Raw genomic sequence first — 13,163 nt, forward strand, 5'->3', positions numbered from 1 at the left:
CCCCGGCCCCTACGGCTGCGGATCGCGTGCGTCGTACCGGGCGAAGCCGCGCCAGCGAAGCCCCAGCAGGCACACCACCAGCATGCACGCGATGCCGCCGCCGGTCACCGCCACGGCCGGCGAGGCCAGGTCGGCCACGGAGCCGGCCACGAGATCGCCGAGCCTTGGGCCGCCCGCCACGACGACGATGAACACGCCCTGCAGCCGGCCGCGCATGTCGTCCGGCACGGCCGCCTGGAGCATGGTGTTGCGGAAGACCATCGAGACGGAGTCCGCGCCCCCGGCCAGCGCGAGCAGGATCAGCCCGGGCCAGAGCTGCCGGGTGAGCCCGAACGCGGCGATGGCTCCGCCCCAGCAGGCCACGGCGATCAGCACCGCGAGCCCGTGCCGGTGGACGCGGCCCAGCCACCCGGAGAAGACATTGCCGAGCAGCGCCCCCAGCGCAGGGGCGGCGACCAGGAGTCCGGTGGTCTTCGCGTCGCCGCCGAACCAGACCACGGCGACCACGGGGAAGAGGGCGCGGGGGTGGGCGAGCACCATGGCGCTCAGGTCGGTGAAGAAGGTCATCCGGAGATTGGGCCTGGTGCCGAGGAAGCGCAGGCCGTCCATGACGGACGCCCGCCGGGCACCCTTCTCCCCCGCGGCCCGGTCGGGCAGCATCGAGGGCAGCCGCCACATCGCGTACAGCGAGGCCGTGAAGGTGACGGCGTCGACGGTGTACGCCGCCCGGTAGCCCCACCAGCCGACGATGAGGCCGCCGAGCATCGGGCCTGCCAGGCCGCCGGTGGTGGACGTCATCGCGTTGAGCGCGTTGGCGGCGGGCAGCTGTTCGGCCGGGAGCAGCCGGGCGATCATCGAGCTCCGGGCAGGGGAGTTGAGCGCGAAGCACACGGCCTGGAGGGCGACGACCGCGTAGAGCAGCCCCACGTGCTCGACCCCGGCGAAGGTCACCGCGGCCAGCACGAGGGAGAGCAGGAACGACCCGGTGGCGCTGAACAGCCCCAGTCTGCGCCGGTCGACGGTGTCGGCGACGGCTCCGCTGTACAGACCGAGGAGCACCAGCGGGACGAGTGAGCAGAGACCGATCAGCCCGACGGAGAACGCGGACCCGGTGATGTCGTAGACCTGGAGGGAGACGGCCAGCGCCGTCATGCCCTGCCCGATCCAGGAAACGGTGTTCCCGAACCAGAGCCGCCGGTAGTCGGGTGAGGAACGCAGCGGCGTCAGGTCGGCGAGTATGCGGGTGCGAGATACACCTTGTTTGGCTGTTTCGGTCACAGGGGATGGTAACGGCCCCCTCCGGAGCGGGTGCGGTGGCGGTCTCCGCCCCCGGCCGGCGGCTGAGCATGCGAAGGGCCAGGAGGCCGCCGACGCCGGGAACGACCGCGACGGCCCTCACGGCGGTCGTGGCGTGTCCGAGACGCCAGGTCGCGATGACGACGAACAGGTAGGCGCAGCCGTGGGCGGGGCCCATCAGCGAGGAGACGGGTCCGAGGTGGACAGTGGCCACGTTGGCCAGCAGGACGGCGAGCGAGACGAGTTCGGCGTGTGCGGCGATACGGAGGGGGCGCGGGGGCACGTTCATGCTCCTGTGGTGGAACCGGGGCGGATGATCATCAGGACGGTGACCGTGGCCCAGAGCAGGTTGAACACCCCGGTCGACATGGCCAGGCGGGCGGAGGCCCTTGGGCCGGGGCCGGGCGTCTGTACGGCGGTGAGGGCGGCGTCCTGGGCGGGGAGGATCCGCAGGACCAGCAGACCGGCGGCCGCGGCGGTCAGGAGGACCGAGGTGATCAGCCAGGGGCTGCCGAGGACGCCGAGGCTGCTGCCCGTGGCGAGCCCGAACACGGGTACCGCGATGCCGACGGCGCCGTAGACGCGGCAGATGCGGTGCAGCGTCCTCAGCGTCGTCAGCGCTTCACCCCCGCCTTCGCTGTGTTCGCCGGGTGCGGTGCGGAGGATTTTGGGAAACATGCTGGCGGCGACGGCGACCGGGCCGATGGCCAGGACCACGGCCAGGACGTGCAGGGAGAGGAGGAACTTCGTCATGGTCAGTGCTCCACGGCCGCCGCCACGGCGCGGCGCCGGCCGATGACCTTGGACGCGGGCAGGCGCCCGGCCCTCGACGTGCCGGCCAAAGTGTCGCCGGCGACGGTCACGGCGAAGGCCAGGTTCAGACGCATGGGCTTGGTGACGGCCTGCTTCCAGCTGAGAAGGTCGCCGTCGAGGGCGACGTCACGGAGTGGCACCTCCTCCCCCGCCCCCCGGGCGACCCCGCACAGGAAGCCGTCCTCGCGGCGGAGTTCGACGGCGGCCTTGATCGTGCCGACGGGTGTGGAGACGGAGAGGTCCCAGGTGCCTTCGACGTGCATGTGCGCTCTTCCTTCTGTGGTGTGGGGCCGGGTGTACGGAGCAGAGGCGCCGGCGTGCGTCAGAAGGCGACGACCGCCGGCCCCCGGTCACGCCAGACGATGCCGCGCCGCTCGTGGGCGAAGAGTTCCTCGACGGCGTGGGCGATCCGCGGTCCGACCTCGCGCTCCAGGAGGTGGAGTGCCAGGTCGAGTCCGGAGGTGACACCTGCCCCGGTGACGACGTCACCGTCGTCGACGACCCGGGCCCGCACCGCGTGGACACCGGTGGCGTCGAGCATGTCCAGACCCATGTGGTGGGTCGTGGCGTGCCGGCCCTCCAGAAGGCCGGCCATGGCCAGGACCAGCGAACCGCCGCACACCGCGCCGACGGTCACGTCGGGGGCGTCCATCGTCGCCTTCAGCAGCGCGGGCAGCTCGGTGGTCAGGGTGCGGCCCAGCAGCACCGGGATGTGCTCGTCCTGCCCCCTCTGCCCGGCACCGAAGTCGTGGTCCGGGACCTCACCGGGGTCGCCGACGCGCCCCGAGGCCCCGGGAACGAGGACCAGGCCGGCCCTCGCGGGGTCCAGACCGGCCGTGGCGCGCAGCGTCAGGGCCCCGGTCCCGCTGACCACCTCGCGCGGCCCCTCGGCGGAGACGAGCTCCACACTCACCAGTCCGCCGGAGGCGGCGCCGCCGGCGTGGAGCACTTCGTACGGAGCGATGACATCGAGGGGGTCGAACCCGTCGAACAGGACGATCTGGGCGTGCATGGGAATGTCCTCATGATCCGGACGGCCCGGTCCGCGCCGGGTTCGCTCCTGACGCTAACCGGCCGCGCACCCGCCTCCCATAGGCGTGAGTGCCAGGTATCAACGGAAAAATGCCAAGCCTTGATCTAACCGTCCGAGCTGGGAAAAGAGAGCCCCGTCCGGCTCCGGAGGCGTGGCGGTCATCCGGTGGAGAGGTACGTTTACGCCATGCATACCGTCGCCGTCCTGGCGCTGGACCAGGTGATCCCGTTCGACCTCTCCACCCCGATCGAGGTCTTCACCCGCACCCGCCTCCCGGACGGCCGACCCGGGTATCAGGTCCGTGTGTGCGCCGCGCGGCAGGAGACCGACGCGGGTTCCTTCACCCTGCGCGCGCCCTGGGGGCTGGACGGGCTCAGGGGCGCGGACACGATCATCGTGCCCGGCACCGCCGACCCCACCGCCCCGCTCGATCCCGCCGTCAGTGACGCACTGCGGGCCGCCGCAGAGGACGGCACGCGCATCGCCTCCATCTGCTCGGGCACCTTCCCGCTGGCCGCCACGGGGCTCCTGGACGGGTTGCGGGCCACCACTCACTGGATCGCGGCCGACCTGCTGGCAGCCGCCCACCCGTCCGTCGAGGTCGACCCCGCCGTCCTGTACGTCGACAACGGCCAGATCCTCACCTCGGCGGGGGCGGCCGCCGGCATGGATCTCTGCCTGCACATGGTCCGCAAGGACTACGGCTCCGCCGTCGCCGCCGACGCGGCCCGGCTCTCGGTGATGCCGCTGGAACGCGAGGGCGGTCAGGCGCAGTTCATCGTCCACGACTACGCGCCCACCCCTCAGGGCAGCACGCTGGAGCCTCTCCTCGCCTGGCTCCAGGACAACCTGGCCGGCGACCTCACCCTCGCCGACATCGCGGCCCACGCCGGAACCAGCACCCGGACGCTGATCCGGCGATTCCGCGAGCAGACGGGCACGACGCCCCTCCAGTGGCTCCACCGTGCCCGCATCCGCCAGGCCCAGCACCTCCTGGAGTCCACCCACCACACGGTGGAACGCATCGGCGCCCAGGTCGGGTTCGGCTCCCCGACAGCCTTCCGTGACCGCTTCAGGAAGACGACCGGTGTCAGCCCGCAGAGCTACCGGCGCGCCTTCAGCTGACGCGTTCCCGCGGGCAGGCACCCCGAGCAGGCACCGCGGTCGCACGGCGGAATCACCGACGCCGGACCCGCACCACGGGTGACCGGACGTGAGCAACGATGGGTTGACGGACGGGTGTCGCAAGGGAAAGGATCACCGAGCTCGAATTTGACAACGTTGTCGTACGAGAGGACCGGGATGAGAGTGCTGAAGCGCGCCTTCACCGCCTTGTTGATCACCACAACCATGGCCACGGTTTCCGTCACCTCCGGCGTCGCCGACGCCAGGGAACAGGGACCGAAGTTCGCCACCGACCCCACCACGCTCGTCGACACCTCGATCGGCAACAACGGCGACGGAACCACCTTCCCGGGCGCGGCCGCCCCGTTCGGCATGGTGCAGCTGAGCCCTGACACGCAGCTGAACAAATACGCGTCCTACGACTATGCACAGGACACCATCCTCGGCTTCAGCCACACCCACCTCTCGGGCATCGGCTGTCAGACGATGGGCAACTTCCGGTTCATGCCGACCACCGGTGCGGTCACATCGTCCGACCCGGCGCAGTACGGTGCGAAGTTCAGCCATGACAACGAGACCCGCGCACCCGGCTCCTACGGCGTGAAGTTCGACAACGGCATCCAGGCCGAACTCGCAGCGACGGAGCGCACCGGCCAGCACCGCTACACCTTCCCCGCCGGATCGGGGCAGGAGAACGTCCTCATCGAGACCGGCGAGAGCAACGGCAGCACCTATGCCGGGGACATCAAGGTGGTCGGCCAGGACACCGTGGAAGGCTGGCTCCAGGGCGGCAACTTCTGCGGTGAGACCGGCAAGGAGCGCTACCGGATCTTCTTCAGCGCCAAGTTCGACCGGAAGTTCTCGAAGTTCGGCACCTGGTCCGACGGCACCCTCACCCCGAACCAGCGCGAGGCGTCGCGCGGCACCAAGCGCGCCGGCGCCTGGCTGACCTTCGACCCGGCCGGGGGCGATCAGGTCGGTACATCGGTGGGCCTGTCCTACACCTCGGTCGACGGCGCGCGCCTCAACCGCCGGGCCGAGCAGCCGAAGTCGTTCGACAAGGCCCGGACAGGCGCGCACGACGCCTGGCAGGACGAGCTGAACCGCATGCGCGTGGCAGGCGGCAGCACCGCCGACCAGCGCACCTACTACAGCGCGCTCTACCACTCACTGCTGCACCCGTCGATCGGGTCCGACGTCGACAACCGTTACCGCGGCTTCGACGACAAGGTCCACCGCTCGGATGCCACGTACTACCAGATGTTCTCGCTCTGGGACACCTACCGCTCGCAGAACCAGCTGGTGGCCCTGCTGCACCCGGACAAGGCCGCTGACATGGCCAGGTCCGTGCTGCACATCTACCAGGACGGCGGCTGGCTCCCGCGTTGGGGGCTCGGCAACGGCGAGACCAACGTGATGAGCGGCGATCCCGTCACCCCGTGGATCGTCGACATCCACAACCGCGGCCTGCTCGACGACCGCACCTCGCGTCAGCTGTTCGACGCGCTCTGGAAGAACGTGAACGAACTCCCGTCCGACCAGTCGGCCTTCCGCGGCCGCGACGGCAACCCGACGTATGTGAAGAACGGCTGGGTCGGTTACCAGGACCTGCCCGGCTACTTGTACGGCGACAGCCGCCAGGCGGGATCGGCCACGCTCGAGTACTCGCTCGCCGACTGCGCGCTGTCCACGATGGCCGACGACCTCGGCTACAAGGACAAGGCCGCGGCACTCGCCCCGCGCTGCGACAACTTCACCAAGCTCTGGGACAGCGACGTCACGTCACAGGGTTTCTCAGGGTTCCCCGTCACGAGGAACGCGGACGGCACCGTCGCCGGTGACCCCGACCCCACCCAGCCCGGCGCGTTCCACGAGGGCACCGCATGGCAGTACCAGTGGCTCGGCCAGCAGGACCCCCAGACCCTTTTCGGTCTCATGGGCGGTCAGGCCGAGGCCGAGCAGCGGCTCGACACGTTCTTCGACATGCCGACCGTGCTCACCGACCCGGCGAAGGCCGCTTCGGAGTCGTGGGTGACCGGCGCATACGACTACCACAACAACTTCGCCTTCAATCCCAACAACGAGCCCGATTTCCACGCGCCGTGGATGTACTCCTGGACCGGCGCACCGTGGAAGACCTCAGCCGTGCTGCGGGCGATGCGGACGCTCTTCACCGACAACGCCTACGGCATGCCCGGCAACGACGACCTCGGCTCCACCTCGTCGCTGCTCGTCTTCGCCATGGCCGGCGTCTTCGAGGCCCAGCCGGGTTCCGCCAACTACATCGTCAGCGCCCCCATGTTCGAGAAGGTCGAGATCCGGCCCGAGCACGGACGCAGGATCAGCATCGAAGCACCGGGCGCAAGCGCTTCGAAGCTTCAGTACGTGTCCTCCGCGGCGACGAAGAAGGGCGAGCTGCGCCGGAGCTGGCTCTCCCACAAGGACCTGCTCCGCTCCGGCTCGATCAAGATCAAGCTCTCCGACCGGCCGACGAGCTGGGGCGTGGACGCCGCCCCTCCGGCCATGGCACCCCAGGGCTGACGCTTCGGGGTGCGGCCCTCTCCCCCGGGAGGGGGCCGCACCCCGGGCGGGGACCCGCAAGGTCGGCGTCGCGTTCGCGCCACGCGGCGTGAACGTGGCGCAATCACGCGTTGCCGCCCCGTGCCGCGACGCGCAGCCTGGTGCGGGAGCGCTCCCATGCCGCCGCTGCAGCGGTCCGGCCGCGCTCGCTCTCCATGGAACCGCCACCGCGTGCAAGCACCACCGACGTGCGAAGACCACCGCTGCGCAAGCGTCCCCCACTCTGGAGCCGACACATGTCAAGACGCCGCTGGGCAGGGCCAGTTCTGCTGGCCCTCCTGCTGACCGCCCCCCTCTCGCTCCCCGCCACCTCCGCCGATGCCGTGCCGCCCCGGGCGGGAGCGGCGGAAGCCACCTCGCTCGTCCCCCTCCCCTCTCTCAGCGCGACCACCACCCAGGTCGCCTCCGGACTGAAACGGCCCACCGCGCTCGTCGCCCCCGACGACGGCACGGGCCGGCTGTTCATCACCGAGAAGTCCGGCACCGTCCGCGCCTACCGGCCGGACACCGGCCTGGCCGCCACTCCGATCGTCGACATCAAGTCGTCCGTGGACGAGTCCGGCAACGAGCGCGGGCTGCTCGGCATCGCCGTCCCGCCCGACTTCGCCGCCAGCCAGGACCTGTACCTGGCGTACACGGCGCTGCCCGACGGCGCGGTCACCCTCGCCCGCTACCGGCTCGACGAGTCCCGCCTGGAGGTCCTGCTCTCGCAGGAGCACGCCGAGAACAGCAACCACAACGGCGGCCAGCTCGCGTTCGGCCCGGACGGCGATCTGTACTGGAGCATCGGCGACGGCGGCGGCTCCGCGGACCCCCTCCGCGCCGCGCAGCGGCTGGACACCCTGCTCGGCAAGATCATGCGTATCGACGTGAGCCGGAGCTGCGGCGAGCTGGCCTACTGCGTTCCCGGCGACAACCCCTTCGTGGGTACCCCGGGCGCCCGCGAGGAGATCTGGCTGTACGGGCTGCGCAACCCGTGGCGGTTCTCCTTCGACGACGCCGACGGCTCGCTGTGGATCGGTGACGTCGGCCAGGGGCGATGGGAGGAGGTCGACCACCTCGCACCCGGAAAGGGAGGGCTGAACCTCGGCTGGTCCTGCTACGAGGGCCTGGAGAAGTTCGAGGGCGGCGACTGCGTGCCCGGCGAGACGTACACCGAGCCGGTCTTCACGTACTCGCCGTACACCGGCGGCTGCTCGGTCATCGGCGGCCGCGTCTACCGGGGCCAGGAGTACGCCGACCTGGTCGGCGGCACGTACATCGCCACCGACTACTGCTCTTCCACGGTCTGGGCCCTGCGCCCCGACGGCGCGGGCGGCTACGAGCAGGCGGAGATCGGGGAGATGCCCACCCAGGTGACGTCGATCGGGGCGACCGCCGACGGGGAGTTCTACGTGGTCAACGACCTGCCCGGCGGACTGCACCGGGTGTCGTTCGCCCAGGAGGAACCCACCTGCCGGGTGGACCGCACCGTGAAGGCCTGGGGTACGGGCACGACGGTCGACCTGACGGTGACCAACACGGGCACGACACCCGTGAACGGCTGGACGCTCGAATTCCCGCTGGCTCTCGGACAGACCGTCATCTCCGACTGGAACACGGACCTGACGCAGGGGAGCAACACGATCGAGGCGGTCAACGCCGCGCACAACGCCACGATCGCCCCGGGTGCGAGCATCACCCTCGGCTATCTCGTCGAGCACACCGGTGACGCGTCGTCACCGCCGCGGTTCATGCTCAACGGGGACGCCTGCGCCGTCGGCGACTGAGCAGCCGACGGGAAGCGAGGCCCCTCTCCGTAGCGTGCGGGCCAGGCGCCCCTCGACCGGCCCCCACGACGGGGACCAGGTGCCGCGTCAGGGACGGTGCAGGGCGTTGGCCACGAGTTCGCGTGCGTAGTCGGCGCCCTGCCCGCCCGGGCGGAAGAGAATGCGGTACATGATCGGCGCCACGACGCGGTCGATCACCAGTTCCGTGCCGGGCACCGGCTCGCCCCGCAGGACCGCACGGTTCAGGACCACGTCGATCTGCTCCGCGGCGTAGGCGGAGCACCGGCCGGCGTTGCTGCCGTCCGGGTCTCCCAGGAGCGCGTCCCTGATGTAGGCGCGCCCGGACGGAGAGGCCATCTCGTCGAGGAACTGCTCCGCCCATGCGTCGAGGTCGGCCCGCAGGCTCCCGAGATCGGCCGGATCGGTCTCGGGGCGCAGCCGTTCGACGGCGACGTCGGACAGGAGTTCCTGCAGATCACCCCAGCGGCGGTAGATCGTGGACGGCGTCACACCGGCCCGCGCCGCGACCATGGGGACGGTCACCGCGTCGCGGCCCACCTCACCGACGAGGTCACGGACCGCGGCATGGACGGCCTCCTGCACGCGCGCGCTGCGCCCACCGGGGCGGGTCATGGGCTTGGGGCTCATGCTCCCCACCTTAATGCGAATCCGTTGCTTCTAGCCGCCCCGAAGGGTGAAGCCCCGGACCCGGGCGACCGTGAGGTCACGGTACGGCCGGGCCTCGGACTGCGACCGGGGCGAGCCGCCCCCGGTCGGCCGCGGCCTCCTCGTAGGCCCGTCCGACCCGCAGGACCGTCGCGTCCCGGAAGGGCCTCGCCATCAGCTGCATACCGATCGGCAGGCCGGCGCGGTCGTGGCCGACCGGAAGGGAGAGGGCCGGTACGCCGGTGATGTCGGCCGGGGCGGAGAGCCGTACGTAGCTGTCGGACACCGCTTCGACGGTGCCGTCGGCCCACTCGACGGTGTCCTGGCCGGCCTCGGCGGCCGTCATCGGCACGGTCGGGGCGGCCAGCACGTCGATCCCGTCGAACATCCGGGCCCAGGCGTCGCGCATCATCGTCCGGGCCCGCTGGGCGCGCAGGTAGTCGCCCGCCGAGGTCAGCTCACCGGCCTCCAGCAGGATGCGGACGTCCGGCGCGTACAGACCGGGGGCGGCCCGCAGCGAACGCTCGTGGTAGGCGGAGGCCTCGGGAACCATCAGCCCCCATTGAACGGCCTGGATGTAGCGCGCCATCGGGATCTCGACCTCGACGAGCTCCGCCCCGAGCTCCGACAGCCGCCCGATCGCCTGGCGTACCGCCTCCTCGACCTCGGGCGACACCCGGTCGAAGTAGTAATTGCCGGGCACGCCGACCTTGAGCCCCCTCAGGTCACCTCCTCCGGAGTGGTCAGCCGGCGGTCCGGACACACTCGCGGGGTCGCGCGGGTCGTGACCGGCTGTCGCGGCCAGCACCAGAGCCGCGTCCTGGACGGTGCGGGTGAGGGGGCCGACGTGGTCCAGGGACCAGGAGAGCGAGGTGACGCCGGAGCGGGAGACGAGGCCGTAGGTCGGCTTGAGGCCCACCACCCCGTTCAGCGCCGCGGGAACCCGGATGGAGCCGCCCGTGTCCGTGCCCAGGGCGAACGTCGCCGCACCCGCGGCGACGGCCACCGCCGATCCGCCGCTGGACCCTCCGGCCACACGGCTGTGGTCCCAGGCGTTGCTGGTCTGCGGCGTGGTCAGGCCGTACGCGAACTCATGCGTGTGCGTCTTGCCCAGGAGGACCGCCCCGGCGGCGCCGAGCCGTTCCGCCACATGGCTGTCGCGCTCCGCGACATGCCCGGCCCGGACGTCCGAACTCGCAGTGGTGGGCATCCCCTTGACGTCGATCAGGTCCTTGAGACCCATGGGGATCCCGTGCAGCGGCCCACGCGGTCCGCCAGTCGAGATCTCCCGCTCGGCACGGGCGGACGCGGCCCGGGCCGCGTCCGCGGTGACGGTGACATAGGCGCCGAGCCGTCCGTCGACCGCGCCGATGCGAGCGAGTACGGATTCGGTGAGTTCGACCGGGGACAACTCCCGTGCGCGCACCGCCCGGGAGGCCTCGGTGAGCGACAGCTCAAACGGCTGCATCGGTGCCCTCCTCTCCGGCCCGGAAGGAGGCCGCGGGCTCTCCGGCCCGGAAGGAGGCCGCGGGCGGAGTGTCGCCGAAGTCGAGTTCCCGCAGCGTGGAGATGACGGAGTGGATGTGGTTGGCCGTCGCGGCCACCGCCTCATGGCGGTCACCGCCGAGAGGGAGCCCCGCCCGCAGCGCCCCTCGGGCTGCCTCCTGGGGAGTGAGTTCGCTGGTCATGCGCGTCCTTCCGGTTCTGCGCGATGCGGCGGGCCGGGGAGCACCCCCGACCTACGATCACGTAAATGCGAATCGTTTGCTTTAGGAGAACGTAGGCCCTACGGTCAGCTAAAGCAAACCAATCGCTTTTAGCCGCAACAGGTAAGGAAGACAGTCATGTCCGCGACCTCGCCGACCAGCACCACAGCCACCCCCAGGACGCCCGCGTGGACCGTGGGCGACCACACCGTGCGGCGCATCGACGAGAGCGCCCTCCCCTCCGGGACCGGCAAGTGGCTACTGCCCGGAGCGACCGCCGGCGTCGTCACCGGGACCCCCTGGCTTCACCCCGACTTCGCCGACGGACAGGGCTCGCTCCGCCTGGCGAGCCACAGCTTCGCCGTCGAGGTGGACGGCATGCGGGTCCTGGTCGACACCGGCATCGGGAACGGCAAGCGGCGCGCCAACCCCGCCTGGCACGACCTGAACAGCGACTACGAAGCTCGACTGCGGGCGGCGGGCTTCGCCCCGGAGACCGTGGACCTCGTCATCCTGACCCACCTCCACACCGATCATGTCGGCTGGAACACACGCGCCGAGGGCGACGACTGGGTCCCCACCTTCCCCAACGCGCGCTACCTCACCGCCCGCACCGAGTGGGACCACTGGGCCGGGACCGAGCTGGAGGAAGCCCGGCAGCAGATGTTCCGGGACTCGGTCCACCCCGTCCGGGACGCCGGCCTGCTCGACCTCGTCGACGTCGCGGACGAGGGAACGGACATCGCACCGGGCCTGCGCCTGCTGCCCACCCCCGGCCACACCCCCGGGCAGATGGCGGTGCGGCTGAGCAGCGGGGGCGAGGACGCCCTGGTCACCGGCGACAGCATCCACCACCCGGTCCAGCTGTCACACCCCGGCCTCTGCAGCTGCGTGGACATCGCACCCGAACTCGCCACCAGGACACGGCGCCAGATGCTCGACTCACTCGCGGGCACGCCCACGCTCCTGCTCGGCAGCCACTTCCCGCCGCCCACCGCCGGACACGTACGCCGCGAGGGCGACGCGTACCGACTGGCACCGGCGGCACCCGTCCACGGCTGAGCGGACGTCGAGCGCCTGTGCGAGGCGCGTCCCCCCGCCCACCCCGGGACTCCCTTCGGCACTTCGAGTGAGCACCGGGCGGGCAGACGATCCCGGAGCAACGAAAAAGGCCCCCGCCGATGCGGGGGCCTACCTGTTGTTCCTGGTCAAAAGGGTGAAACCTTTTGGCTCTACGGTGGGGCGGGTGGGACTCGAACCCACGGCCGACGGATTATGAGTCCGCTGCTCTAACCGGCTGAGCTACCGCCCCGTCACGGCGTGGCGCGTACAAGTGTGCGCGCCTTCTGCCGCAGCATAGCCGGTCATACGATCTCCTGCTGCGGATGGTCGGCTTCGCATGACCATGAAGACTGCGCTGCGTGCTGCCCGGTTCCGGGCGGTGCGGAATCGCCCCGAAAGAGTCACGAGCACCCTCGCGCGGGCACACGAAAAAGGGCCCCGAGGGGCCCTTCTCCGTATCGCTCCCCCGACTGGACTCGAACCAGTAACCCTCCGGTTAACAGCCGAATGCTCTGCCAATTGAGCTACAGGGGATCGCGCTCCCCCGACTGGACTCGAACCAGTAACCTGCCGGTTAACAGCCGGCTGCTCTGCCAATTGAGCTACAGGGGATTGCTGCGTTGCCTCGAATCGTACCTGCCTGGCGGCTGCCGAGCGGCGCGCGTTCGCTGCGACACATACATTAGCGCAACCAGGGGGGTGCTCCGCCAATCGGTATCTCCCGGGGTGATCTCGGTGTGTGCGGGTAGGCGGGCAGCACACGTCGCACGGAGCGAAGGAAGGGTGGCAGCCATGCGGTACCGGCTCACGTTCATCGCCGGAGTGGCCCTCGGTTACGTGCTCGGCACGCGAGCCGGGCGCGAGCGTTACGAGCAGCTGAAGAAGGCCGCGCAGACACTGGCCGAGAACCCCGCTGTGCGGAACGCGGCGGAGTCCGCCGCGCACGGCGGCAGGGACTTCGCCGGCAAGGCGTACCACTCGGTGAGCGAGAAGGTCGGGGAGAAGGTCCCCGTGTCCGTCTCCGAACGGGTGCGCTCGCTGCGGGAGCGCAACGGCCACGGCGCCAGCGACGACTGGGGTACGACGAACACCTGAGGCCCGTTCCGTACCGGG

12 protein-coding genes and 3 tRNA genes are annotated in these 13,163 nt (G+C 70.7%); 5 read left to right on the forward strand and 10 right to left on the reverse strand.

Going from position 1 to position 13,163, the window contains the following annotated elements; genetic code table 11:
- Positions 1-9: 9 nt before the first annotated feature.
- The 4 genes from OG379_RS12675 to OG379_RS12690 all read right to left on the reverse strand — a co-directional run bounded on the left by OG379_RS12675 (position 10) and on the right by OG379_RS12690 (position 3,121).
- A complete protein-coding gene (locus OG379_RS12675) occupies positions 10-1,278 on the reverse strand; it encodes an MFS transporter (RefSeq protein ID WP_393761754.1) in 1,269 nt (422 codons plus the stop codon).
- Positions 1,279-1,581: 303 nt separating this feature from the next.
- Positions 1,582-2,049 (reverse strand): hypothetical protein, encoded by a 468-nt coding sequence (locus OG379_RS12680; RefSeq protein ID WP_405662181.1) that lies wholly within the window; start codon positions 2,047-2,049, stop codon positions 1,582-1,584.
- 2 nt (positions 2,050-2,051) lie between these two features.
- Complete coding sequence (locus OG379_RS12685; protein WP_405662184.1) at positions 2,052-2,372, reverse strand: hypothetical protein; 321 nt, start codon at positions 2,370-2,372, stop codon at positions 2,052-2,054.
- Positions 2,373-2,431: 59 nt separating this feature from the next.
- Positions 2,432-3,121 carry a DJ-1/PfpI family protein gene (locus OG379_RS12690; protein WP_405662186.1) on the reverse strand — a complete coding sequence of 230 codons (690 nt, stop codon included), beginning with the start codon at positions 3,119-3,121 and terminating at the stop codon, positions 2,432-2,434.
- Between the two features lie 207 nt (positions 3,122-3,328).
- Between OG379_RS12690 and OG379_RS12695 the strand changes: the two genes are divergently transcribed.
- The 3 genes from OG379_RS12695 (at position 3,329) to OG379_RS12705 (ending at position 8,616) form a co-directional block, all read left to right on the forward strand.
- Positions 3,329-4,267, forward strand: coding sequence for a GlxA family transcriptional regulator (locus OG379_RS12695; RefSeq protein WP_405662188.1), 939 nt, complete (start codon positions 3,329-3,331; stop codon positions 4,265-4,267).
- A gap of 177 nt (positions 4,268-4,444) precedes the next feature.
- On the forward strand, positions 4,445-6,808 hold the full coding sequence (locus OG379_RS12700) for a GH92 family glycosyl hydrolase (RefSeq protein WP_405662191.1): 2,364 nt from the start codon (positions 4,445-4,447) through the stop codon (positions 6,806-6,808).
- Positions 6,809-7,083: 275 nt separating this feature from the next.
- Positions 7,084-8,616, forward strand: a complete 1,533-nt coding sequence (locus OG379_RS12705; RefSeq protein WP_405662193.1) for a PQQ-dependent sugar dehydrogenase — start codon at positions 7,084-7,086, stop codon at positions 8,614-8,616.
- 87 nt (positions 8,617-8,703) lie between these two features.
- Here OG379_RS12705 and OG379_RS12710 read toward each other — a convergent pair whose 3' ends face one another.
- From OG379_RS12710 to OG379_RS12720, 3 genes are all read right to left on the reverse strand, one after another.
- The gene (locus OG379_RS12710) at positions 8,704-9,264 is read right to left on the reverse strand and encodes a TetR/AcrR family transcriptional regulator (protein ID WP_322985378.1); all 561 of its coding nucleotides are present in this window, start codon (positions 9,262-9,264) and stop codon (positions 8,704-8,706) included.
- 76 nt (positions 9,265-9,340) lie between these two features.
- Positions 9,341-10,750: an amidase gene (locus OG379_RS12715; RefSeq protein ID WP_405662197.1), complete on the reverse strand. Its 1,410-nt coding sequence runs from the start codon at positions 10,748-10,750 to the stop codon at positions 9,341-9,343.
- Positions 10,737-10,970: a hypothetical protein gene (locus tag OG379_RS12720; RefSeq protein WP_405662200.1), complete on the reverse strand. Its 234-nt coding sequence runs from the start codon at positions 10,968-10,970 to the stop codon at positions 10,737-10,739. The genes OG379_RS12715 and OG379_RS12720 overlap by 14 nt, the downstream gene beginning before the upstream one ends.
- A 156-nt stretch (positions 10,971-11,126) precedes the next feature.
- Between OG379_RS12720 and OG379_RS12725 the strand changes: the two genes are divergently transcribed.
- Complete coding sequence (locus tag OG379_RS12725) at positions 11,127-12,050, forward strand: MBL fold metallo-hydrolase (protein WP_405662202.1); 924 nt, start codon at positions 11,127-11,129, stop codon at positions 12,048-12,050.
- Positions 12,051-12,226: 176 nt separating this feature from the next.
- On the opposite strand, the gene OG379_RS12730 is transcribed toward OG379_RS12725, so the two are convergent.
- From OG379_RS12730 to OG379_RS12740, 3 genes are all read right to left on the reverse strand, one after another.
- Positions 12,227-12,300: transfer RNA gene (locus tag OG379_RS12730), tRNA-Ile, on the reverse strand.
- Positions 12,301-12,511: 211 nt separating this feature from the next.
- Positions 12,512-12,584: transfer RNA gene (locus OG379_RS12735), tRNA-Asn, on the reverse strand.
- Between the two features lie 5 nt (positions 12,585-12,589).
- Positions 12,590-12,662: transfer RNA gene (locus tag OG379_RS12740), tRNA-Asn, on the reverse strand.
- 171 nt (positions 12,663-12,833) lie between these two features.
- Between OG379_RS12740 and OG379_RS12745 the strand changes: the two genes are divergently transcribed.
- On the forward strand, positions 12,834-13,145 hold the full coding sequence (locus OG379_RS12745; protein ID WP_405662204.1) for a YtxH domain-containing protein: 312 nt from the start codon (positions 12,834-12,836) through the stop codon (positions 13,143-13,145).
- The last annotated feature ends 18 nt before the right edge of the window (positions 13,146-13,163 follow it).

Origin of the sequence: Streptomyces sp. NBC_01166, assembly GCF_045039765.1 — a bacterium.
GTDB lineage: Bacteria > Actinomycetota > Actinomycetes > Streptomycetales > Streptomycetaceae > Streptomyces.

What these genes read in the sequence shown, in the direction of transcription:
- OG379_RS12680 (WP_405662181.1), bottom strand. Translation starts at nt 2,049, where the DNA reads ATGACGAAGTTCCTCCTCTCCCTGCACGTCCTGGCCGTGGTCCTGGCC.
- OG379_RS12685 (WP_405662184.1), bottom strand. Translation starts at nt 2,372, where the DNA reads ATGCACGTCGAAGGCACCTGGGACCTCTCCGTCTCCACACCCGTCGGC.
- OG379_RS12690 (WP_405662186.1), bottom strand. Translation starts at nt 3,121, where the DNA reads ATGCACGCCCAGATCGTCCTGTTCGACGGGTTCGACCCCCTCGATGTC.
- OG379_RS12695 (WP_405662188.1), top strand. Translation starts at nt 3,329, where the DNA reads ATGCATACCGTCGCCGTCCTGGCGCTGGACCAGGTGATCCCGTTCGAC.
- OG379_RS12700 (WP_405662191.1), top strand. Translation starts at nt 4,445, where the DNA reads ATGAGAGTGCTGAAGCGCGCCTTCACCGCCTTGTTGATCACCACAACC.
- OG379_RS12705 (WP_405662193.1), top strand. Translation starts at nt 7,084, where the DNA reads ATGTCAAGACGCCGCTGGGCAGGGCCAGTTCTGCTGGCCCTCCTGCTG.
- OG379_RS12710 (WP_322985378.1), bottom strand. Translation starts at nt 9,264, where the DNA reads ATGAGCCCCAAGCCCATGACCCGCCCCGGTGGGCGCAGCGCGCGCGTG.
- OG379_RS12715 (WP_405662197.1), bottom strand. Translation starts at nt 10,750, where the DNA reads ATGCAGCCGTTTGAGCTGTCGCTCACCGAGGCCTCCCGGGCGGTGCGC.
- OG379_RS12720 (WP_405662200.1), bottom strand. Translation starts at nt 10,970, where the DNA reads ATGACCAGCGAACTCACTCCCCAGGAGGCAGCCCGAGGGGCGCTGCGG.
- OG379_RS12725 (WP_405662202.1), top strand. Translation starts at nt 11,127, where the DNA reads ATGTCCGCGACCTCGCCGACCAGCACCACAGCCACCCCCAGGACGCCC.